The sequence below is a fragment of the Promicromonospora sp. NPDC057138 genome, assembly GCF_042670845.1.
GTDB lineage: Bacteria > Actinomycetota > Actinomycetes > Actinomycetales > Cellulomonadaceae > Promicromonospora.
This window is the reverse complement of sequence record NZ_JBHUUX010000003.1, coordinates 133,070-153,471: the sequence shown is the minus strand read 5'-3', so window position 1 is coordinate 153,471 and position 20,402 is coordinate 133,070. Positions and strand designations below refer to the sequence as shown.

The window sequence follows — 20,402 nt, the reverse complement described above, 5'->3', positions numbered from 1 at the left end:
GGCCTCTCCCGGGTAGCGTTGTCCTGTGAGCACTCCCGCTGCGACGAACGCTGTGACCAAGCCCATGACCCTCCCGATCCGCATGCTGCACGACCGGCTCCTCGTGGAGCCCGAGACGGACTCGGCGGAGCGGCAGTCGACGGCGGGCCTGGTGATCCCGGCGACCGCCGTCGGGCCGAAGCGGCTCGCGTGGGCGAAGGTCGTGGCCAAGGGCGAGCACGTGCGGCAGGTCGCCGTCGGCGACCGCGTCCTGTACGACCCGGAGGATCGCGCCGAGGTGGACCTGGGCGGCAAGGACTACGTGCTCCTGCGGGAGCGCGACGTCCACGGCGTGGCCGAACGCGACGAGGCGGACGGCGCCACGGGGTTGTACCTGTAGACAGACGGGCTTGGTCAAGCGGGCTGCGCGTCGGCCTGCAGCCGCTCCAGGCGCTTGATCATGCGGCGCACTAGCAGCAACGGGATCGCGCCGAAGACGCCGAAAGACATGTCGATGAGGCTCCAGCCCCACGGGATGTCCCGGATCGGCCCGGCGATCAGCGCCAGCGGGATGATCCCCGCGCACGCGATCAGACCGAAGTCGATGACCCAGATGTTGCGGACCGGGTCGCGCAACGGCCCCCAGAACGCGACGGCGATGACGAGGTGCGCGAAGGCGAGCCAGTCGGTCCCGTAGGCGATGAACGGGTAGTCCTGGGCCGTGGTCTGCAGCCCCTCCCGGACACGGGCGAACCAGTCGACGAGGCTCGGCAGCCACGACTCGACGCCCCAGGCGAGCAGGAGCTCATGACCCCAGCGAACCTCGGTCACCAGAGGGAACGCTGTCGCTCCGCTCAGGACGAGGCCGACGATGAACACGGTCAGCCAGGCACGCACGCGCCGCAGCACCACGGCCTGCTCGGGCTGTTCTGCGGCCTCGGCTGGGGTGTCCGCGCTGGTGTCGGTGACGGTCATGGTGTCGGAGCGTAGCGGCGGTCGGCAGCGCCCGGATGTCGCGCAGTTCACAGGTCCGAGCTGCTCGTTCGGTTTCCGGTGACGCCGCTGGTCCTGGTAGTGTTTCTTCCCGTTGCGCGCCATTAGCTCAATTGGCAGAGCAGCTGACTCTTAATCAGCGGGTTCTAGGTTCAAGTCCTAGATGGCGCACCAACGCGACGGTCCAGCAGCCCCTCCTCGGGGCGGTGTCGAGGGCCCGTCGCGAGGCGGAGAAAGCGGTGCGCCAGAGGGTCCAAGCCCTGGTAATCTTTCCGTCGCAGGCGCCATTAGCTCAATTGGCAGAGCAGCTGACTCTTAATCAGCGGGTTCATGGTTCGAGTCCATGATGGCGCACAACACGGCGAAGGCCCCCACCACGGTGGGGGCCTTCGCCATTGCCACCGAGCTGGTCGCTGACTCACGTTCAGCAGGCCCGGACGAGCCGCAAACCCGTCAGTTACGGCTCTCCCGAGCCTCCTGAACCAGGGTCAGGAGCGGCCGGGGCTCAGACCAGGGCCACCGGGAACAGCTCGGTGCGCGCGACCACCCGGTCCCGCTCCTCGGCCAACGCGGCGCGGCGCGGGTCGGCGACGTACCCGTCCAAGGCGGCCTGGCTCGCGAACCGGTAGAGCTGGACCTCGTGCGGCCGGCCTGCCGCGCCGTCCGACACCGCGCGTTGCAGGACAGAGCCGCCGTGCTCCGGGACGAGCGCCAGCACGCGGTCCTCGTAGGCCGTGAGCCCGGCCTCCTGGCCGAGGTGCGCCCACAGGAGACAGCAGAGTTGGATCTGGTCGTCGAGGTTCGCCATGGCGTCAGCCTAGACAGCCCCGCGAACTTCACCCGCCCTGTGCGCCTCACTGGCCAGGCAATTCATCCAGGTACCGCACAGTTTGTCCTCCAGTTGCCTTCCGCTCCCGTTCCGTTCATTCGCCCAGGCGAGGTTGTCTCGCGGGCGTGCTCAGCGCCGTCCATCGTCACGGAGCACAGGGAGGACGGCCATGCGGCCAGTCACCAGGAATCACCGAGCGAGACAGCGGACCAGGCAGCAGGCCGGCCTCGTCGCGGCGGTCACGGTTGCGACCCTCGCCATGACGGGGTGGGTTGCGACGTCGTCGTCGGCCGCCCCCGTGGACACCGGCAGCCTCGCCGCCAGCGCGACGGCGACCGCCTCGCACGAGCCGGAGGCTCCGGCGTCGGGCAGCCCGATCCTCACGCCCGACGACGGCGCGTTCCTCGAGGGCACCGTCCCCGTCTCGGCGGAGCCCGTCGCCCCCGGCGACGACGTCGAGCGCCTCACCGTCGACGGCACGGACGTGCCGGGCGCCACCGAGACGCTGGGCACCTCGATCCTGGGCTACGACGTCGCGACGAACTCGACCGAGGCGCGCTACAAGAACTACGTGTCCGTCAACGGCTCCGAGCCGATCTACCTGCCCGACGCCGTCAGCAAGCACGTCGAGCTGGAGATCCCCAACGAGTACCTCGTGACCGGCGAGAACACGGTCGAGGTCGTCACGGGCACGATCACCACCGACTGCGGCGTGAACCACGACGACTTCGTGCTCTCCGACTTCGCGCTGGAGCCGCTCGGCGAGCTGGCCGACGGCGAGGAGAACGAGTACACCTACTCGTTCGGCGACGGCAGCTGCGGCACCAACACGAGCCTGCTGCTGAGCGCGGAGCTGAAGTTCTTCGTGCAGGGCGACCCGCAGGGCACCACGGGCCTGAGCGCCGACCTCGACACGACGACGCTCACCAACGGCGAGCACACGATCGAGGCACGCACCGCGTCGGGCGACCTGACGGCGCACACGGTCCGCGTGAACAACGCGCCGGCCGGCGCCCCGCTGCTGACCCCGGTCGACGGCACCCTCGCCAACGGCACGGTCACCGTCACGGGCGCGCGCCCGGCGAGCGGGGAGGGCGCCACGGCCGAGCTCACCGTCGACGGCGACGCGGTCGAGGCCACGGAGACGCTCGGCTCGGGCGACGCCGCGTTCTCGTTCAACGTGGGCTCCAACGCCGTCGACGGCCAGGCCGCGAACAAGCTCGTGGTGAACGGCATCGAGACGCCGCTGGGCGGCTCGTACGCGAGCCAGCGCGCCGACGTCGCCATCCCGAACGAGTGGCTGCGCCCCGGCGAGAACACCGTCAAGGTCGTCACCGGCACCTTCCCGGGAGACTGCAACCGCGACGACTTCACGATCTCGAACCTCGCGCTGACGCCCGCCGTGGGCACCGCGGTCGGCGTCGGGCTGAAGCCCTCCTATGCGATGGGCGACGGCACCTGCGGCTCCAGCGGCACCGCACTGCGCGATGTGACGCTCACGTTCACGGTCGACGCCTCCGCTCGCGGCCTGCGCGCCGACGTCGACACGGCCACGCTGCCCGACGGCGAGCACGAGCTCGCCGCCACCTCCACCACCGGCGAGGCCGCCACCCGCGCCCTGTTCACGGACAACACCGGCCCGGCACTCGTCGACGCCACGCCCGCCGACGGCGACCGCCTCACCTCGAGCGTCCCGCTCGCGGTCTCGGTGGACGACGCCTCCGGCGTCGTCCAGGGTCCGGACCTCACGCTCGACGGCGACCCGATCGCCCTCGGCGACCCGGTCGGCCCCGGCCTGTCCGCCGGCGACCACACCCTCGCGGTCTCCGCGACGGACGGCCTCGGCAACGAGGTCACCCACGAGATCGGCTTCGTCAGCGCCGGGATCCCGGACGCGCCGGCGGACGTCGCACCGGCGTCGGGCACGACGGGCGTGGGCCGGACCGCGACGCTGAAGGCGACGGTCAGCGAGCCCGACGGCGGCGACGTCACCGCGCGCTTCTCCGCCGCGGAGATCCTCACGCCGGCCGAGGCCTGGCAGGGCGAGAGCGTGGGCGTGCCGACCGGGCTGCGGGTGCCCGGCCAGCAGAAGCTGAGCACCCGGGCGCTCGCGCCGGGCGACGGTAGGTCGGCGGCATCGCCGGCCTCGGGCGACGTCACCTACCAGCGGTTCGACGTGCCGATTCACGGCAAGGTCGAGGCGCCGGTCCTGCGCTGGGAGGGCACCGCCGACCCCGCCCGCCTCGTCAGCCTGCGGGCCTGGAACCCGGGAACGTCCGCCTGGGACGTCGTCGCCTCCGCGCGCGGCGCCGTCGACGGCGGAACGGTGCTGGAGGGCGCGGTAACCCGGGACTACGTGGACGACGGCAAGGTCCACGCCATGGTCACCGGCGAGGACCCCTTCGCCGACGACATCGACGCCGGGGACAAGGACCGGTTCGAGGACCCCGACGACTACGACTTCTCGCTCGTGCACTACACGGACACGCAGTACCTGTCCGAGGGCGCCGTCGAGCAGGAGACGGCCGAGGAGCGCGCCATCTGGGCCAAGGGCTACACGGGCGTCGTGGACTGGATCGTCGACAACGCCGAGGAGCGCAAGATCGCCTACGTCGCGCACACCGGCGACATCATCGAGAACAACATCCGGGCCTTCGGGCCGGAGCTCGAGGACCAGGTCCACGGTGAGCTCGAGTTCGCCTCCGCGGCGCAGGGCCGCATCGACGCCGCGGGCATCCCGAACGGCGTCGTCGCGGGTAACCACGACAACCAGTCCGGCACCAACCCGGAGCTGTACGACCAGTACTTCGGCCCGGAGCGGTACGAGGAGCTGGCCGAGGGCTGGGCGGACGCGACCTACGGCGGCACCATGACGCCGGGCTCGAACGAGAACCACTACGACCTGTTCTCGGCCGGCGGTCTGGACTTCGTGGTGGTGGGCCTGTCCTACGGCGTCACGCGCGGCGAGGCCGAGTGGGCGGCGTCGATCTTCGACCGGTACTCCGACCGCAACGGGATCCTGCTCACGCACGACTACCTGGAGCCGTCCCCGTCGCCCGACGGGCGCGGCGCCAGCTTCGGCGGCTCCGACGGGCCCCTGCTGTACAACCTGCTCGTCAAGGACAACCCGAACGTGTTCCTGGTGCTGGCCGGGCACCGGCACGGCGTGGGCACCAACGTGCGCCCGCCCGTGGTCGGCGACATCGGCGGCGGCGTGGTCGAGCTGCTCGCGGACTACCAGTTCTACACGGTGTCCGCCGACCAGCTCGGGCTCACCCAGATCGGCGGCTACAACCCCACCGACCAGCTCCAGTTCGGCGCGTCGTTCTTCCGCATGCTGCAGTTCGACGTCGACCGCGGCGAGGTGTCCATCGACACCTACTCGCCGCTGCTGGGCGAGTTCGGCGCCACCGAGTACGACACCGAGCACCGGTACAACGGCCTCGAGGACAACATGGTGCTGCCGGTCGACCTGACCTCCCGCAGGACATCGTTCAGCACGGACTCCGTGGTGCTGTACGACCCGGTGTACGAGATCGACCGGGACACCGTGGCCTCCGGCGAGGTCGCCTCGGTCCGGTGGACCGGCCTCAAGCCGGACCGCACGTACGCGTGGTTCGTCACGGCCCGCACCGCCGGTGGTGGCATGGCGACGGCGTCGCCGGCGTACTTCACGACGTGGCGCCGCTGACTCACTGCCCTCAGGTTGGCCGAACGTAGGAGTGGTCGCTCCATGGGCGCTCGTGAAGCGACTGCTCCTACGCTCGGCTCCCGTTGTGGGTGCTTCGCCTACTCGGCACCCTCGATCGCGGCAATCCAGGCGTTGAGCTCGGAGACGGCGGCGTCGATCGTCAGATCGGCACGCCCGACGGCTGCAGCCGCTGCGACAAAGTCCGGTCCCCAGTGCGGATGCGCCACCACAGAGCACGGCCACTGCCGGATCGTGCGTCCGAGGGTCCTTGCGTCGTCGGCGCGTGCGATGAACACGTCCGTGCACGCGGTGCGCAGGTCGCGAAGCGTCACGATGTCTTCGAGTGCTGCGAGGTCTCGCAACGCGAGCAGGTCGACGACGTCGCGCGCCCGATCGTTCCTGGCCGCTGGTGGATCGTGGGGATCGGTGCACGCGTGCAGCTTCTGGGCGATCTGGTAGCGCAGGGCGATTCCGAGCAGGTGGTCGGGTGACGGCAGCCCGAAGTGTTTGAGCGCCGGTGCTTGGAGCACATCGTTCTCCAGCGCTGCCGAGCCCTCCTCGGGCGCGATCTCGACCTGGATCTTGCGCCAGATCTTGCCACGAATGCTCAGCCGGACGTCGAAGCGACGTGGCTTCACGAGGCGAGCAGGTGTTTCGATCGTCTCGACAGGGCCGCGTTCCAGGGTGAGGGGTCCCCACGGCTCGGCCAGGACGGCGTCGAGATGGCTGACGAACTCGTCTATATCGCCTCTGATGATCCCATCGATGTCCTTCGTCGGCCTGGCCGAGCGGCCGAGGCGATGCTGGAGATACGTCCCGCCCTTGAGGAGGAAGGTCGGCCGCTCAGGTGATCCGACAGCGCGCTGCAAAGCCGCGACCACGACGGTGGACGCGACGAGCCAGCCAAGGCGCCCGCTGTCAAGTTTGACCTGCTCTTGTGCGGCCGCGATCCAGGCATCCAGGACTCGTGCGTTCGTGGGCGCCTTGTGGCGGTCGGGCAGGGGACTGATCAGTGCTATCGGGTTGTCGGCGGTCACGCTCGCTCGTCCAGCCGGAGGGCCAGCGCCTGCTGGTCGACTGCGTTGAGCCGGCCTACGTCCAGGCCCCGCTCCAGTGCTTGCCGGAGCAGGTATGTCGGGACGCCACTGTCGATGCATTGGCGGATCGCGGTTGCGAGCGTCACGGTCGGGATCTCGTCCCACCAGCCGATCTCGCCATCGCCAAGATCTTCGTGGTGGACGGCGTACAGGTCGCCCATGGAGCGGCGGATGCGTCGGTTCCGGGGGACGGTGAGATGGACGCGGTCAGGGTTGATGTCACTGACCTCGTATGCCGCGAGTGCTGTGTCGTGACTCAGGCATGCACGAGGGTCGCCCGTCCAGAGCACCGCCTGCATGTAGGGAGCGTTCGGGCCAGCCGGAAACCTGGGGAAGCGATAGACCGCGGTGGCGACCCGTTCGATCTTCTTCCTCTGGGCGAGCATCGTCACGGCATCCCTGCTGATGCCGAGGCGGCGCGCGTCCGACAGCGTGACGAGGCCATGCTGATCAAACGCCACGTCCCACAGCATGTCGTGTGCGCTCATGGTCCACCTCCATGCCAAAATCCTAACGGAATCGTTAGCATTTTGGCACGCTGTCAACGCCAGGCGCTTTCCTGCCGTTCCGGTTCGAGTTCCCATGGTGGCGATCATGGTGCAACATCTGGGGATTCGCACGGCATGATGAGAGTTGTTGCGTATAGGCAACGAAAGAGGTCAGCGCCGCCTCGCGGCACGACTCCGGGGCGAACGGCAGCGAGGCACGGTGCGGCATCGAAGGCGTCAGCCTGCGCCAGGTGGCGGCCGCGGCGGGCGTCTCGATGGGCTGGATCCAGACCGTCGGGAGCTCAGCCGGAGCGGTCGTGATCGGGCAGCCGCGCTGTCGGGGCAGCCCGTGTGGCATCAGCCAGGCTGATGCCCTCGATCATCGGATTCGTCTTCCCTGATGCTTCCTCGCTGGGAAGAGTGGTGAGCGGCGCCCCCGGGCGCCCCGTGCCCCTACCGGAGGATCAACGATGATCAAGCTGCTGTCCCACCTGTCCCACCTGGAGATCACGACACCCGACGTCGAGGAGTCCGTCCGCTTCTACACCGAGCAGGTAGGCCTGCGAGTGTCGGGGCGCGAGAACGGCGTCGTGTACCTGCGGTCGTGGGGCGACTACTACCACTACAGCCTCGCGATCAGCGAGGGTCCCGAGCCGAGCCTGGCGAGCATGGCGTGGCGTACGAGCAGTGCCGAGGCGCTCGAGGAGGCTGCCCGCCGCGTCGAGGCCAAGGGCGTCGACGTCGTCTGGTCCGAGCAGGGCTTCCACCACGGCCGCTCGTTCCGGTTCGTGGGCCCGTGGGGCCACACGATGGAGCTGTTCTGGGAGGTCGACAAGTACGCGGGCGAGGGCGACCTGGCCTCGATCTTCCCGGACCGGCCCGAGCGCCGGAGCCGGCACGCCGTGGCCCCCCGCCAGCTCGACCACGTCACGGTCGCGGCGTCCGACGTCCGCGGCTTCGCTGACTGGTACTCCGAGGTGCTGGGCTTCCGCATCATGGCCCACACGGTGCTCGACGAGGCCCCCGTGACGGTGTTCACGGTGATCACCACCAACGAGAAGTCGCACGACCTGGGCATCGTCCTGGACGGCTCGTCGCGCCCCGGCCGGATCAACCACTTCGCCTTCTGGGTAGACACCCGCGAAGACCTGCTCCAGGCCGCCGACGTGCTCATGGAGAACGGCACGGACATCGAGTACGGGCCGTCCATCCACGGCATCGGCGAGCAGAACTTTCTCTACTTCCGCGACCCGTCCACGATGCGCGTCGAGGTGAACACCGGCGGCTACCGCAACTACGTGCCGGACTGGGAGCCACGCGTGTGGACGCCGTCGACCGGGTCCAACAGCATCTACCGCAACAGCCGCATGCCGATGTCCATGACCGAGTCGTTCCCGCCGGCGCCCGAGCCGTCCGCGACCGAGGAGGGCGTGCACCCCGAGACGCGCGAGGCGCTGCTGAACCCCTACGCGCGGCAGGGCCAGGGATGACGGCTGGCCCCGCCTCGACGACCTTCCCGGACCTGTCCGGGAAGGTCGTCGTCGTCACCGGCGCGCGCGGCGGGATCGGTTCCGCTGTGGCGGACCTGCTCGTGGCGTCCGGCTGCCGGGTGGTCGCGACGGACCTCGAAGCGCCCGTGGTGTCCGGGGCCGTGAACCGACGGCTGGACGCCGCGCTCGACGCCGGCTGGCGCGACCTCGCCGAGGACCTGACGGCCACGTTCGGCCGCGTGGACAGGCTGGTCAACAACGCCGGAGTCACCTGGCGTGCCCGGCTCGCCGACATCGAGCCGGACGACCTGGCCAGGGTGCTCGCCGTGAACGCGACCGGCCCGGCGCTGGGGATGCGGCGCCTCTCGCCGCTGATGCCAGCCGGGTCCTCGATCGTGAACATCGGCTCGGCCGCCGCCGTCACCGCCCACTACGGGGTGGCGTACGGGGCGAGCAAGTGGGCGCTGCGCGGGATCACGAGGACGGCGGCGATGGAGCTGGGGCCGCGCGGGATCAGGGTCAACCTCGTGAACCCGGGTTTCGTCGAGACCCCGATGACGGCGAGCGCGCCCGAGTCGTTCCGCGCGGCGAACGTGGCCGCCACGCCGCTCGGCCGGACCGGCCGCCCCGAGGAGGTCGCGGCAGTGGTCGCCTTCCTGCTCAGCGAGGCCGCGTCGTTCGTGAGCGGCGCCGAGATCGCGGTCGACGGCGGCCTCACCGCGCACGGCGGTGGCAAGGCCGTCTCGGACGCGATGCCCTGAGAGGCCGGGGGCCCGACGAGTGCCCGACGGCGGTCGCCGTCGGGCACCCTGTGCTGTGTGGCGCGGTCAGGCCGCGGCAGGCTCGATCGCGAGATCCTCGTCGTGCTCCTCGGACAGGGACTCGCGGCGCACCGCGACCAGGAGGACGACCCCGACTGCCCCGCACGCGAGGCCGATCGCGCCCAGGGCGGGCGGCAGCGACGCCACCGGCTCGGCGCCGGCCTGGACGGCCTGAACGATCAGCGGTGACACGAACTGGCCGAGGAAGAAGGCGGCCGTCCACAGCCCGGTAGCGCGCCCGCGCTCGGCGAAGGCGAGGCGTCCGACGGCCCAGACCAGCATGGTCGGCAGCAGGAGGCCGGAGCCGAGGCTGCCGAGCACGGCGCCCGCGACGACCCCGGGTACGACGCCGGCGACCGCCATGAGCCACATCAGCACGAGCCCGGCGCCCAGGACGCCGAGGGCCGCTGGCAGCAGCACCTTGGCGGTGAACCGGGCCAGGCGGGCGAAGGCGATCGACCCGACGGCGGTCGCGACCGACGCGCCGGCGGTGAGCAGTCCGATCTGCTGGGGGTCAGTGATGCCGACGCCGCTGTAGACGAGCGCGGACTGGGAGAGCAGCACGAAGAAGGCGAAGCCGCCGAAGACCGTGGTGACCAGGGGCAGCCCGAGCGTCCGCCACGGGATCGGCCGGCCCGCCGCGGCAAGCTCGGCGGCGCGCTCCGTCTCGTCCGGGGCGGGCTCGTCGAGCACGAAGAACATCGGCACGACGATCACGATGCTCAGGGCGTACGCCCAGAACGGCGCGCGCCAGCCGGATGCGCCCAGCACGCCGCCCACGACGATGAAGATGGTCGCGGCGATCGTGGTGAACACCGTCTGCAGGCCGAGGTAGCGGTTCCGGCGGTCGCCGCGGTAGTAGTCGGCGATGAGGGTGGTGCAGCACGTCATGATCGCTGCCTCGGCCAGACCGACGAGCAGCCGCAGGACCAGCACGGGGGCGATGGAGCCCGAGACGAGCCTCTCCGGCAGCCACGCCACGGCGGTGCCGACGACGGCATAGACCACCATCGCGACCAGCAGCAGGTTGCGCCGGCCGGTCCGGTCCACGATCTGCCCGGCGAACGGGGCGAAGAGCGCGATCATGAGGGCGGGCGCCGAGAGGATCAGCGCGGGCGGCAGCGGGCTGCTCGCAAACTGCTCCTGGAGCTGGGGCAGCACCGGGGCGAGCAGGACCGCGGCCAGCGCGGACAGGCAGCTGCCCGCGAGGAGCAGGACGCCGGGGAGCGCCCCTCTGCTCGGGGGCGTCGGGGTGGGTGGCATCGGATTCCTCCTGGGGTTCCCGCGGCGGTGCGGGTTCGGCGTCCCCGGCGACGTCGTCGTCGGGCGAGGCTGGAAGCCCGACACTAGTGCCGCGTCGGAGGAGGTCAACGGCCCTTCTGTGGATGCCGCACATCAGCCCCGTGGATACGCCCTGGTCCTACAGCGAGTTGCCGGCCTCGACGAAGAGCTCACGCATCCAGGCGTGTTCCGGGTCCCGGTTGCGCACCGGGTGCCACCAGAGCGCCTCGGTGATGGGCGTCGCCTCGAACGGGCACTCGAGCACACGGATCCCGGGGTGCTGCAGCGCGAACCCGCTCAGGTGGCGCTGGACGAGCGCCAGTCGCCGCGTGCCCGCCACGAAGGCGGGCAGGGCGAGGAAGCCGTCGACCACGCACTCGACCTTCGGGTCCAGGCCGAGCTGCTGGAGCTGGCGGGAGGCGGGGGCGAACGCGGACCGGGACAGGTAGGTGAAGACCCAGGGCAGGGCGGCGAGGTCCCGCGTGGTGAGCACGTCGGGAACTGCGTCGTTGTCCGTGGCGGCGAGGATCACCCAGTCGTCTGTCATTACGTCGCGGTGCGGGAGCCCGTCGACGAACCCGTGCGGGATCAGGATGGCGTCGACCGTGCGCAGGTGCTCCGCGACGGCGTCGACGATCTGGGGCGTGTGGTGCACGAGGCGGAACCGGACGTGCGGTGCCCGCTGGGCGGCAAGGGCGACCACGGCGGGGCCCAGGGTGGCAAACGCGTAGTCCGAGCCGAGGACCGTGAACTCACGGGTCGACTCGCGGGGATTCCACTCGGCCTGGTTCTCGAAGACCCGCCGTGCGGCGTCGAGCGCGAACCCCGTCTCCTCGGCGAGCCGCTCGGCCAGCGGCGTCAGCCGGTACGTGTTGCCGTCGCGCACCAGGATCGGGTCGCGGAAGTGCGTGCGCAGCCGCGACAGGGCGGCGCTCATCGCCGGCTGGCTGAGCATGAGGCGTTGCGCCGCGCGGGTGACGCTCCGCTCGGCGAGCAGGGCATCGAGATACACGAGCAGATTGAGGTCGTGCCGGGAGATCGACGGCGCTGTCACATCCTGACCGTACGCCGCGCGCGGGGTATCGCGGTACTCACTGCGCGACGCTTTGCGCATCGATGAGGCGAATACCCGCCATCAGCAAGGTCGTCTTCACGGGGAGCTCCGGGTGGCGTGTGATGGTGATCGTCCCGCGTGACGAGGCGCGGGCGGACGGAGCACCCGCATGTTCATGTACTTCCCCGGCAACTACGTCTGGAGCATGGCCGTCGTGGCCGCACTCAACAACGGCGGCCTGATCGACGAGGTCGACCGGGCGTGCCGGCCGGTCCTGGAGGCGGCCGAGCACGGCGACGACGCAGGCACCGAGCAGCTCTACGCGGCCTGGCAAGCGGTGGTGGACCGCCTCGTGGCCTCGGCCGACGACGACGTCGCCCGCGGCCGCGTCATCGGCGCGGCCGGCAAGCTGTATCGCGCGAGCCTGTACACGTCCCAGGCCGAACGCCTGCAGTCCCCCACCTGGCCCGGGCGCACGGCGGCCTACCAGCGGTCGATGGCACTCCTGGCCCGGCACCTGGAGCTGAGCGGATCGCCGGTGCGCCGCGTCGAGGTTCCGTACGAGGGGTCGTCGCTGCCGGGGTACTTCCTGCCGGCCCCGGGAGCATCGCCGGAGGCTCCCGCACCGGTCGTGGTCCAGTGGAACGGGCTCGACTCCACCAAGGAGATGATGTACTACTCCGGCTTCCCCCAGATGCTCGCCCGCCGGGGCATCTCGACCCTCATGGTCGACACGCCGGGGTCCGGCGAGGCCCTGCGGATGCGCGGGCTCACCGCGCGCCACGACACCGAGGTGTGGGCGGCGGCCTGCGTGGACTTCCTGGAGACCCTGCCCGAGGCGGACGCTTCCCGGGTGGGCCTGGTGGGCTGGTCCCTCGGCGGGTACTACGCACCGCGCGCCGCGGCGTACGAGGATCGCGTGAAGCTGGTGGTGGCCTGGGGCGCCAACCACGACTGGGCCGCCGTCCAGGAGGCGCGGCGGCGGCGCGAGGGCGAGAACCCCGTACCGCACTACTGGGAGCACGTGTTCTGGGTGTGGGGCGTGTCGACGATGGACGAGTTCGTCCAGGCGACCAAGGACATGCACCTGGACGGCGTCGTCGAGAAGATCCGCGTCCCGTTCCTCATCACCCACGGCGCGGGCGACCGGCAGATCCCGGTCGAGTACGCACACCGCTCCTACGAGCAGGCGGTCAACAGCCCCAAGCGGGAGCTGCGGGTCTTCGACGACCCCGAGGGCGGCACGGAGCACATCAGCATCGACCACATGGCGTACGTCGCGGAGTACATCGCGGACTGGGTGGCGGAGACGTTCGCCGAGCTGGACGGCCGGCGATGAGCGCCGTGCCGGCCCGGCCGGCGGACCTGCGGCCTGCCCCGGGCCGCGCCGCGCTCGACCGCACGGACCCCGAGGGCGCCGTCGCGGAGGCGGCGGCCGAGGTGAGCAACTGGGGCCGGTGGGGCGACGACGACGTGCTCGGCACCGTGAACTTCCTCGACGAGGGCAAGCGCCGCGAGGGCGCGGCCCTGGTGCGGCGCGGGGTCTCGTTCTCCCTGGCGCAGCGGTTCGACATGGACGGCCCGCAGACCGGCTGGCGACGGCGCACCAACCCGGTGCACACGATGCTGGACACCGGCGTCGACGCCGAACGTGGCAACCAGGGCTTCCCGCACGGCTTCGGCGGCGCCGACGACGTCGTCTCGATGCCCCTGCAGTGCTCCACCCAGTGGGACGGTCTGGGCCACATCTTCGACCACGGGCGTGCCTGGAACGGGCGCGCGGCCGGCGACGTCGTGACGAGCGAGGGCGACCGGGTCACCGGCATCGAGCACATGGCTCCGCACCTCGCCGGGCGCGGCGTGCTCCTCGATCTGGGTCGTCACCTGGCGCAGGGCGAGCTGCCCGACGGGTACGCGATCACCGAGGACGACCTGCGGGCCTGCATCGCGGCCCAGGGACCGACCGCGCAGGTGGGACGCGGCGACATCGTCCTGGTCCGCACCGGCCGCCTGGCGCGCGCCCGGCGCGAGGGCTGGGCCGGGTACGCCGGCGGGCCGAGCGCAGGCCTTTCCTTCACCACTGCCGGCTGGCTGCACCGCACCGAGATCGCCGCCGTCGCCACCGACACCTGGGGCTTCGAGGTACGGCCCAACGAGTTCGACGACGCCTTCCAGCCGCTGCACCAGGTGGCCATCCCGCACATCGGGCTGACCATCGGCGAGATGTGGGACCTCGACGCCCTGGCCGCGGACTGCGCCATCGACGGCCGGTGGGACTTCTTCCTCACCGCCGCACCCATCCCCGTGACGGGCGCGGTCGGCTCCCCGGTCAACCCCGTCGCCGTGAAGTGAACCGACCACCAGGAAGGGCCTGACCATGTCTGCAGTGCACTCCGTCGCCGTCGCCGGAGCCGGTGTCGCGGGGCTCGCCACGGCGATCCTCCTCGCCGAGGGTGGCGTCGACGTCCACGTCTACGAGGCCAAGCCTGCCCTCGACGCCCTCGGCTCGGGCATCACCCTGCAGGGCAACGCCCTGCGCGCCTTCGACCGACTGGGGGTATGGCCGCAGGTCCGCGCCCAGTCCTACGCCTTCGACGTCCTCGGCCTGCGCGCCCCCGGGCCGGAGGCACGGGTCCTCGTCGAGATGCCCGACGACCGCACGGGCGGTCCGGACTACCCGGCCACGGTCGGGATGTACCGCCCGGACCTCGCGGCGATCCTGCTCGACCGCGCCGAGGCGCTCGGCGCGAAGATCACCTTCGGCGTCCAGGTGGCGGCACTCACGCAGGACGACGACGGCGTCGACGTGGTGCTCTCGGACGGCCGGACAGTGCGCCACGACCTGCTCGTGGGCGCCGACGGGCTGCACTCGACGGTGCGCGGCCTGCTCGGGATCGAGACCACGCCCGAGCCCACCGGGATGGGCATCTGGCGCGCGTTCGTGCGGCGACCGGAGCAGGTGACCCACACCGAGCTGTACTACGGGGGTCCGGTGTACATCGCGGGCTACTGCCCCACGGGCCCCGACACGATGTACGCCTACCTGGTCGAGAAGGGTCAGGACCGGTTCGGCGTGACCCCCGCCGAGGCGGTGAAGGCCATGCACGACCTCTCCCTCGCCTACCACGGGCCCTGGGAGGAGATCCGCGCCGAGCTCGACGAGGCGTCGCGCATCAACTACACCCGGTTCACCCAGCACCTGGTCCCGGCGCCGTGGAACCGCGGGCGCGTCGTCGTCGTCGGCGACGCGGCACACAGCTGCCCGCCGACGATGGCCCAGGGCGCTGCGCAGGCCGTCGAGGACGCGCTGGTGCTCGTCGAGCTCCTGCTGTCGGCAGAACACCTGGACCAGGAGGTGTGGGATGCGTTCCACGCCCGCAGGCTCCCGCGCGCCACGGCCGTCGTCGAGGCGTCCGTCCAGCTCGGCCGGTGGCTCCTGGACGACGTCCGCGATGCCGACGTCCCGGGCCTGATGCACCGGGTCGCCGCGATGGTGAGCGAGCCCGCATGAGGCTCGCGCGCTGGCGGTATCGAGGCGACGTCGGCGAGGGCTTCGTCGTCGACCACCGCGTCCTGCGGCTGCCCGACGGCGGGACGGTCGCCGGCCTGCTCGCCGCCGGGCTGCCGGCCACGCTCGAGATCGGTGCCGCGCTCGTCGCGTCCAGCCGGGGCGACGAGCCCGGTCTCGACGAGATCGAGCTCCTGCCCCCGCTCGTGCCCGCGAGCATCCGCGACTTCGTCGCCTTCGAGGAGCACGTCGAGGGGATCAGCGCGGCCGTGGACGGCCGCAGCGAGGTGGTACCGGAGTGGTACGAGTACCCGACGTTCTACTTCACGAACCCGCACTCGGTCGTCGCGACGGGCGAGACCGTCGTCCCGCCGCAGTGCGAACGCCTCGACTTCGAGCTCGAGGTGGCAGCCGTGATCGGGGCCGTCGCCGGTTCGGACGGCGCGAACCTCACGCCCGAGCAGGGCGCGGCGGCGGTCTTCGGGTTCACGATCCTCAACGACTGGTCGGCCCGCGACGTCCAGGCCCGGGAGATGAAGGTGCGGCTGGGACCGGCCAAGGGCAAGGACTTCGCGAGCACGCTCGGGCCGTGGATCGTCACGGCGGACGAGCTCGCGGACGTCGTCGACGACGAGGGCTTCCACCGGCTCGCCATGGAGGCCGAGGTCAACGGCACGCCGGTAGGCAGCGACCTGCTGTCGAACATGGGCTGGCCGTTCGGCGAGCTCGTCGCCTACGCGTCGAGGAACACCCGGGTCGTGCCGGGCGACGTGCTCGGGTCGGGCACGGGAGGGAACGGCTGCTGTCTGGCCGAGCTGTGGGGCCGGTCCGGCGAGCTCAGCCCGCCGCCGCTCGTCGCGGGCGACGAGGTGGTGCTGCGGGTCGAACGCCTCGGTGAGCTCCGCAACGTTGTCGGCCACGCGGGGCCGGTGCCGCCGGTCCCGCGCGCGCGTCCGCGAGTCGTCAGTCGCGGTCGTTCTCGCTGAGCAGGTCGCCGAAGAGCTCGTCGGACTGCCGCGCGACCTCGACGTCTCGTGCGAGCCGCGCGGCGCGGTCAGGCAGGTCGGTCGACGCCGCCTGGATGTGGTTGCTCAGGATTCCCCGGTGGATCCAGCCGAGGACGAGCTGCGGGCCGTCGAGCCCGCGCCAGACGGCTATCGCGGTGAGCCGCGCGTGGTCGGCGTCGGACAGGTCGATCACGACTCGCCGTCCGTCGAGCTCGACCCGCGAGCAGGGGCCGCGGTCGGTCATGGGGTCTTCCGATCAGAGGTCGTCGGGGAGGATGCGGAACGCCTTGTCCTCGGTGAGCGGGCGAACGGTGCGGAAGTCCCGGCGGTCAAGCGTCAGGACCGCATTCGTGTAGTTGTCCCGAGCGACGACAGTGATGACGGCGTCGGCGAGGTCCAAGCCGAGGTCGTCGTAGCGGGCCTGCACGACACGTGCTGCGCGCAGGGCGTCAACGGCCAGCGGAGCGACGATGAACCGCCCGGTTTCCGTCTGTCGGACGATCTCGTCCATCAGGCTGCCGGCGACGCCGCGACCGAATCGCTCGGTGACCAGATGGTCGAGCTCGGCCAGGACGACAGGTGGGATGAGGACGGTGCTGGCCTGATCGATCACTTTGCGGGCGCCCTCGTGTTCAGGGGCGTCCGTGTCGATCGAGGCGATAAGCCCCGAGGTATCAGCGACGACGATCATTCCGAGTCCGGCTCCACGCTCATGGACTTGAGGATCTCGTCAGCCCGTGCGGCGAAGGTCGGGTCGCCGCTCGCGACGCGCGGAAAGTTGACCGGCTCGTCCCACACCCGGTTGCGAAGGAGGGCGTGGCGTACCCCCTCGCGGATGATCTCAGCCTCGCTGACGCCGCGGCGGGCAGCGGCGATCTTGAGGTCCCGGAGGTCGTTCTCGTCGAGATAGACCGTGGTTCGCTTGAGGCCCATCTCAGTATGGTATCCCTGCCATATGTTGATGGTCGCGTCCGTGACGGGGGCGATGGCGAGCATGCTCGGCTCCTGGCTCTGCTGGTGGTTCAGGCGTCTGCCGCCAGCCTTCCGCACACCCCGGCCGGCATGCGCGGCGGGCCGCGAATCCTTGCGGATACGCAACGCCCGGGCGCGACCTCGTACGCTCTTCTCGTGAGCCAGCCAGTTCCCTCGTCGTCCGACGCCGCGCACCAGCCCGCCGCGGACCGCCCCGAGCTGTCCGGATTCCGGACCAAGCCGGTGTCGTTCGTGCGGCGGTCCGGCCGGCTCACCGACGGCCAGAAACGGATGTGGGCCCAGCGCCACGCCGACTACCTGATCGACGTGCCCCGGGCGATCGCGCGCACCTCCGTGGACCCGGAGTTCGTGCTGGACGCCGCGGCGGTCTTCGGGCGTACCGCCCCGCTGGTCGTGGAGATCGGCTCCGGCCTGGGCGACGCCGTCGTCGACGCCGCCACCAGCGATGCCCAGCGCGACTATCTCGCCGTCGAGGTGTACCAGCCAGGGCTCGCGCACACGATCGCGCGCGCCGAGCGGGCCGGTGTCGCCGTCGGCCGCAAGGGGCTGCCGAACCTGCGGCTCGTCCAGGCCAACGCGGCCGAGCTGCTGGAGACCACGCTTCCGGCCGGATCCGTTGACGAGCTCTGGGTCTTCTTCCCGGACCCGTGGCACAAGGCGCGCCACCACAAGCGTCGTCTGGTCACCGGGGAGTTCGCGGCGCTCGCCGCGCGGGTGCTGCGGCCCGGCGGGACGCTGCGCCTCGCCACCGACTGGGCGGAGTACGCCGAGCAGATGGTCGAAGTCCTGGACGCGAACGAGGACGTCGCGAACGCGCACGGCCCCTGCGGCGTCGCCCCGCGGTTCGAGCGGCGCGTGCTGACCGGGTTCGAGCGCAAGGCGCTCCGGGCCGGGCGCGAGATCACAGACCTGACGTACGTGCGGCGCTGACAACGCGCTGACCTGCGCGGCTTGTCGGGTCCGCGGCGGGGGAGGTTGAAGACATAACGACTTGGTCAAGTCCATAAACCCACCGTCCGATCTGTTTGCCCCCGGCATGTGAGGTGCGGCACATTGAACCCGGGTGCGAGATGCGCACCGGGCCGCGGGCAGAGCGCGCGCCCCCATGAGCCAATGGAGGCGTCATGAGTGACGTACAGGCCTCAGGGCCTGCAGAGACCGACTACCAACGTGTTGAGAGATCGGACGAGTTCCAGAGCCTCCGCAAGGCGTTCCGGAACTTCGTCTTCCCGATGACCGCGCTGTTCCTCGTTTGGTACTTCCTCTACGCGCTCATGAGCACGTATGCGCACGAGTTCATGAGTATCCGCGTGGGCGGCACGATTACCGTCGGCCTGATCTTCGGGCTGCTGCAGTTCGTGTCCACGTTCGTCATCACCACGCTCTACGCGCGATGGGCGAACAACAAGTTCGACGCCCGGGCCAAGGCCCTGCGCGAGGAGATCGAGGGGGGCGAGCTGTGAACGGGACTCTCATGGCGGCCGAAGCCACGAATGTCGGCAACACGGCGATCAACATCGGGATCTTCGCGGCGTTCGTCGTGGTCACCCTGATCGTCGTCTTCCGGGTATCCCGCCAGAACAAGAGCGCAGCGGACTTCTACGCGGGCGGCCGTAACTTCACGGGCACGCAAAACGGCACGGCGATCGCGGGCGACTACCTGTCCGCGGCGAGCTTCCTGGGGATCGCGGGCGCCATCGCCGTCAACGGGTACGACGGCTTCCTGTACTCCATCGGCTTCCTCGTGGCCTGGCTCGTGGCCCTGCTGCTGGTCGCCGAGCTGCTCCGCAACACGGGTAAGTTCACGATGGCGGACGTGCTCTCGTTCCGGCTGAAGCAGCGGCCGATCCGGATGGCGGCGGCGCTGTCCACGCTCGCTGTCGTGTTCTTCTACCTGCTGGCACAGATGGCCGGTGCGGGCGGTCTCGTCGCGCTCCTGCTGGGCATCACCGACAAGGCCGGCCAGAGCGTCGTCATCGCGGTGGTCGGCGCGCTCATGATCCTGTACGTGCTGGTGGGCGGCATGAAGGGCACCACGTGGGTGCAGATCATCAAGGCGACGCTGCTCATCCTCGGCGCCGGGGCCATGACGATCTGGGTGCTCGCGGACTTCGGCTTCAACCTGTCGGCGGTCATGCAGGAGGCCGTGAACATGGCCGGCGACAAGGGCGAGGCAATTCTCGAACCGGGCCTGCAGTACGGCGTCTCCGGCGTGTCGCAGCTCGACTTCCTGTCCCTCGCGCTGGCCCTGGTGCTCGGCACCGCGGGCCTGCCGCACGTCCTCATGCGCTTCTACACGGTGCCGTCGGCCAAGGAGGCCCGGAAGTCCGTGGTCGTGGCGATCTGGCTGATCGGCATCTTCTACCTGTTCACCCTGGTGCTCGGGTACGGCGCCGCTGCGCTCGTCGGGCCCGAGGTGATCCTCGCGGCACCGGGCGGGCAGAACTCCGCGGCACCGCTGCTCGCGTTCGAGCTGGGCGGCGAGATACTGCTCGGCATCATCGCGGCGGTCGCCTTCGCGACCATCCTCGCGGTGGTGGCCGGCCTGACGATCACCGCGGCGGCGAGCTTCTCCCACGACATCTACGCCTCCATCATCAAGAAGGGGCAGGTGGCGCCGGACGGCGAGGTCCGGGTGGCCCGCTGGACCGTGGTCGTGATCGGCATCATCGCGATCATCGGCGGGATCTTCGCCAACGGGCAGAACATCGCGTTCCTCGTGGCGCTGGCGTTCTGCGTGGCGGCATCCGCCAACCTGCCGACGATCATCTACTCGCTGTTCTGGAAGCGGTTCAACACGTCTGGCGCGCTGTGGAGCATCTACGGCGGGCTGATCTCGACGATCGTGCTGATCGTCTTCTCGCCGGTCGTGTCGGGCAAGCCCGCCGACCCGGTCACCGGGCTCAGCAAGTCGATGATCAGCGACCCGAGCATCGACTTCCACTGGTTCCCGCTCGACAACCCCGGCATCGTGTCCATCCCGCTCGCGTTCGTGCTCGGCATCCTCGGCACGTACCTGAGCAAGGAGCGGTCGCACCCGGAGAAGTACGCCGAGATGGAGGTCCGCTCCCTCACGGGCGCGGGCGCGGAGAAGGCGACTGCGCACTGACCTCCTGACCTGACACGTTGAGTGCTGGGTATCTGCGGGATCAGAAGGATCTGACCCGCAGA

General features: G+C 70.6%; 20 protein-coding genes and 2 tRNA genes. 13 read left to right on the top strand and 9 right to left on the bottom strand.

Features of this window, described 5'->3' with window-relative positions; all coding sequences use genetic code 11:
- The first annotated feature begins 64 nt into the window (after positions 1-64).
- Positions 65-379, top strand: a complete 315-nt coding sequence (locus ACFT2C_RS03740; RefSeq protein WP_377205718.1) for a GroES family chaperonin — start codon at positions 65-67, stop codon at positions 377-379.
- Positions 380-393: 14 nt separating this feature from the next.
- Here ACFT2C_RS03740 and ACFT2C_RS03735 read toward each other — a convergent pair whose 3' ends face one another.
- Entirely contained in the window at positions 394-954 is a 561-nt protein-coding gene (locus tag ACFT2C_RS03735) for a hypothetical protein (protein WP_377205664.1), read from the bottom strand.
- Positions 955-1,070: 116 nt separating this feature from the next.
- On the opposite strand from ACFT2C_RS03735, the gene ACFT2C_RS03730 reads away from it, so the two are divergent.
- Both ACFT2C_RS03730 and ACFT2C_RS03725 read left to right on the top strand, forming a co-directional pair.
- Positions 1,071-1,146: transfer RNA gene (locus ACFT2C_RS03730), tRNA-Lys, on the top strand.
- Positions 1,147-1,253: 107 nt separating this feature from the next.
- Positions 1,254-1,326 (top strand) — tRNA-Lys (locus ACFT2C_RS03725).
- Positions 1,327-1,477: 151 nt separating this feature from the next.
- Here ACFT2C_RS03725 and ACFT2C_RS03720 read toward each other — a convergent pair.
- Positions 1,478-1,780 carry a hypothetical protein gene (locus ACFT2C_RS03720; protein WP_377205663.1) on the bottom strand — a complete coding sequence of 101 codons (303 nt, stop codon included), beginning with the start codon at positions 1,778-1,780 and terminating at the stop codon, positions 1,478-1,480.
- A gap of 280 nt (positions 1,781-2,060) precedes the next feature.
- Between ACFT2C_RS03720 and ACFT2C_RS03715 the strand changes: the two genes are divergently transcribed.
- Positions 2,061-5,492 (top strand): metallophosphoesterase, encoded by a 3,432-nt coding sequence (locus ACFT2C_RS03715; protein WP_377205662.1) that lies wholly within the window; start codon positions 2,061-2,063, stop codon positions 5,490-5,492.
- Between the two features lie 98 nt (positions 5,493-5,590).
- Here the strand turns inward: ACFT2C_RS03715 and ACFT2C_RS03710 are convergent, their stop codons facing one another.
- Positions 5,591-6,529, bottom strand: coding sequence for a nucleotidyl transferase AbiEii/AbiGii toxin family protein (locus ACFT2C_RS03710; RefSeq protein WP_377205661.1), 939 nt, complete (start codon positions 6,527-6,529; stop codon positions 5,591-5,593).
- Positions 6,526-7,077 (bottom strand): type IV toxin-antitoxin system AbiEi family antitoxin domain-containing protein, encoded by a 552-nt coding sequence (locus ACFT2C_RS03705; protein WP_377205660.1) that lies wholly within the window; start codon positions 7,075-7,077, stop codon positions 6,526-6,528. Before ACFT2C_RS03705 ends, ACFT2C_RS03710 begins: the two co-directional genes overlap by 4 nt.
- A gap of 470 nt (positions 7,078-7,547) precedes the next feature.
- Here ACFT2C_RS03705 and ACFT2C_RS03700 point away from each other — a divergent pair, with 470 nt between their 5' ends.
- Entirely contained in the window at positions 7,548-8,567 is a 1,020-nt protein-coding gene (locus ACFT2C_RS03700) for a VOC family protein (RefSeq protein WP_377205659.1), read from the top strand.
- Positions 8,564-9,328 (top strand): SDR family NAD(P)-dependent oxidoreductase, encoded by a 765-nt coding sequence (locus ACFT2C_RS03695; RefSeq protein WP_377205658.1) that lies wholly within the window; start codon positions 8,564-8,566, stop codon positions 9,326-9,328. The genes ACFT2C_RS03700 and ACFT2C_RS03695 overlap by 4 nt, the downstream gene beginning before the upstream one ends.
- A 66-nt stretch (positions 9,329-9,394) precedes the next feature.
- On the opposite strand, the gene ACFT2C_RS03690 is transcribed toward ACFT2C_RS03695, so the two are convergent.
- Entirely contained in the window at positions 9,395-10,651 is a 1,257-nt protein-coding gene (locus tag ACFT2C_RS03690; RefSeq protein WP_377205657.1) for an MFS transporter, read from the bottom strand.
- A 157-nt stretch (positions 10,652-10,808) separates the two neighbouring features.
- Positions 10,809-11,723: a LysR family transcriptional regulator gene (locus tag ACFT2C_RS03685; protein WP_377205656.1), complete on the bottom strand. Its 915-nt coding sequence runs from the start codon at positions 11,721-11,723 to the stop codon at positions 10,809-10,811.
- 169 nt (positions 11,724-11,892) lie between these two features.
- Here ACFT2C_RS03685 and ACFT2C_RS03680 point away from each other — a divergent pair, with 169 nt between their 5' ends.
- The 4 genes from ACFT2C_RS03680 to ACFT2C_RS03665 are packed head-to-tail and all read left to right on the top strand — an operon-like array spanning position 11,893 to position 16,217.
- Positions 11,893-13,062: an alpha/beta hydrolase family protein gene (locus ACFT2C_RS03680; RefSeq protein WP_377205655.1), complete on the top strand. Its 1,170-nt coding sequence runs from the start codon at positions 11,893-11,895 to the stop codon at positions 13,060-13,062.
- Positions 13,059-14,075, top strand: a complete 1,017-nt coding sequence (locus tag ACFT2C_RS03675; RefSeq protein ID WP_377205654.1) for a cyclase family protein — start codon at positions 13,059-13,061, stop codon at positions 14,073-14,075. Before ACFT2C_RS03680 ends, ACFT2C_RS03675 begins: the two co-directional genes overlap by 4 nt.
- Before the next feature lie 25 nt (positions 14,076-14,100).
- Positions 14,101-15,234, top strand: coding sequence for an FAD-dependent monooxygenase (locus ACFT2C_RS03670; RefSeq protein WP_377205653.1), 1,134 nt, complete (start codon positions 14,101-14,103; stop codon positions 15,232-15,234).
- On the top strand, positions 15,231-16,217 hold the full coding sequence (locus tag ACFT2C_RS03665) for a fumarylacetoacetate hydrolase family protein (RefSeq protein WP_377205652.1): 987 nt from the start codon (positions 15,231-15,233) through the stop codon (positions 16,215-16,217). The genes ACFT2C_RS03670 and ACFT2C_RS03665 overlap by 4 nt, the downstream gene beginning before the upstream one ends.
- Here ACFT2C_RS03665 and ACFT2C_RS03660 read toward each other — a convergent pair.
- The 3 genes from ACFT2C_RS03660 to ACFT2C_RS03650 are packed head-to-tail and all read right to left on the bottom strand — an operon-like array spanning position 16,195 to position 17,234.
- Complete coding sequence (locus ACFT2C_RS03660; RefSeq protein ID WP_377205651.1) at positions 16,195-16,482, bottom strand: hypothetical protein; 288 nt, start codon at positions 16,480-16,482, stop codon at positions 16,195-16,197. The two genes, ACFT2C_RS03665 and ACFT2C_RS03660, sit on opposite strands and share 23 nt — an antisense overlap.
- Positions 16,483-16,494: 12 nt before the next feature.
- On the bottom strand, positions 16,495-16,929 hold the full coding sequence (locus ACFT2C_RS03655; RefSeq protein ID WP_377205650.1) for a type II toxin-antitoxin system VapC family toxin: 435 nt from the start codon (positions 16,927-16,929) through the stop codon (positions 16,495-16,497).
- Complete coding sequence (locus tag ACFT2C_RS03650) at positions 16,926-17,234, bottom strand: CopG family transcriptional regulator (RefSeq protein ID WP_377205649.1); 309 nt, start codon at positions 17,232-17,234, stop codon at positions 16,926-16,928. Before ACFT2C_RS03650 ends, ACFT2C_RS03655 begins: the two co-directional genes overlap by 4 nt.
- A 132-nt stretch (positions 17,235-17,366) precedes the next feature.
- On the opposite strand from ACFT2C_RS03650, the gene trmB reads away from it, so the two are divergent.
- The 3 genes from trmB (at position 17,367) to ACFT2C_RS03635 (ending at position 20,340) form a co-directional block, all read left to right on the top strand.
- Positions 17,367-18,161, top strand: coding sequence for a tRNA (guanosine(46)-N7)-methyltransferase TrmB (gene trmB, locus ACFT2C_RS03645; RefSeq protein ID WP_377205648.1), 795 nt, complete (start codon positions 17,367-17,369; stop codon positions 18,159-18,161).
- Positions 18,162-18,355: 194 nt separating this feature from the next.
- A complete protein-coding gene (locus ACFT2C_RS03640; RefSeq protein WP_377205647.1) occupies positions 18,356-18,694 on the top strand; it encodes a DUF485 domain-containing protein in 339 nt (112 codons plus the stop codon).
- Positions 18,695-18,705: 11 nt separating this feature from the next.
- A complete protein-coding gene (locus ACFT2C_RS03635) occupies positions 18,706-20,340 on the top strand; it encodes a cation acetate symporter (RefSeq protein ID WP_377205717.1) in 1,635 nt (544 codons plus the stop codon).
- The last annotated feature ends 62 nt before the right edge of the window (positions 20,341-20,402 follow it).

Bases quoted from the DNA above. Each gene is read 5' to 3' on its own strand.
- ACFT2C_RS03740 (WP_377205718.1), top strand. From the start codon at position 65: ATGACCCTCCCGATCCGCATGCTGCACGACCGGCTCCTCGTGGAGCCC.
- ACFT2C_RS03735 (WP_377205664.1), bottom strand. From the start codon at position 954: ATGACCGTCACCGACACCAGCGCGGACACCCCAGCCGAGGCCGCAGAA.
- ACFT2C_RS03720 (WP_377205663.1), bottom strand. From the start codon at position 1,780: ATGGCGAACCTCGACGACCAGATCCAACTCTGCTGTCTCCTGTGGGCG.
- ACFT2C_RS03715 (WP_377205662.1), top strand. From the start codon at position 2,061: ATGACGGGGTGGGTTGCGACGTCGTCGTCGGCCGCCCCCGTGGACACC.
- ACFT2C_RS03705 (WP_377205660.1), bottom strand. From the start codon at position 7,077: ATGAGCGCACACGACATGCTGTGGGACGTGGCGTTTGATCAGCATGGC.
- ACFT2C_RS03700 (WP_377205659.1), top strand. From the start codon at position 7,548: ATGATCAAGCTGCTGTCCCACCTGTCCCACCTGGAGATCACGACACCC.
- ACFT2C_RS03695 (WP_377205658.1), top strand. From the start codon at position 8,564: ATGACGGCTGGCCCCGCCTCGACGACCTTCCCGGACCTGTCCGGGAAG.
- ACFT2C_RS03690 (WP_377205657.1), bottom strand. From the start codon at position 10,651: ATGCCACCCACCCCGACGCCCCCGAGCAGAGGGGCGCTCCCCGGCGTC.
- ACFT2C_RS03680 (WP_377205655.1), top strand. From the start codon at position 11,893: ATGTTCATGTACTTCCCCGGCAACTACGTCTGGAGCATGGCCGTCGTG.
- ACFT2C_RS03675 (WP_377205654.1), top strand. From the start codon at position 13,059: ATGAGCGCCGTGCCGGCCCGGCCGGCGGACCTGCGGCCTGCCCCGGGC.
- ACFT2C_RS03670 (WP_377205653.1), top strand. From the start codon at position 14,101: ATGTCTGCAGTGCACTCCGTCGCCGTCGCCGGAGCCGGTGTCGCGGGG.
- ACFT2C_RS03665 (WP_377205652.1), top strand. From the start codon at position 15,231: ATGAGGCTCGCGCGCTGGCGGTATCGAGGCGACGTCGGCGAGGGCTTC.
- ACFT2C_RS03660 (WP_377205651.1), bottom strand. From the start codon at position 16,482: ATGACCGACCGCGGCCCCTGCTCGCGGGTCGAGCTCGACGGACGGCGA.
- ACFT2C_RS03655 (WP_377205650.1), bottom strand. From the start codon at position 16,929: ATGATCGTCGTCGCTGATACCTCGGGGCTTATCGCCTCGATCGACACG.
- ACFT2C_RS03650 (WP_377205649.1), bottom strand. From the start codon at position 17,234: ATGCTCGCCATCGCCCCCGTCACGGACGCGACCATCAACATATGGCAG.
- ACFT2C_RS03640 (WP_377205647.1), top strand. From the start codon at position 18,356: ATGAGTGACGTACAGGCCTCAGGGCCTGCAGAGACCGACTACCAACGT.
- ACFT2C_RS03635 (WP_377205717.1), top strand. From the start codon at position 18,706: ATGGCGGCCGAAGCCACGAATGTCGGCAACACGGCGATCAACATCGGG.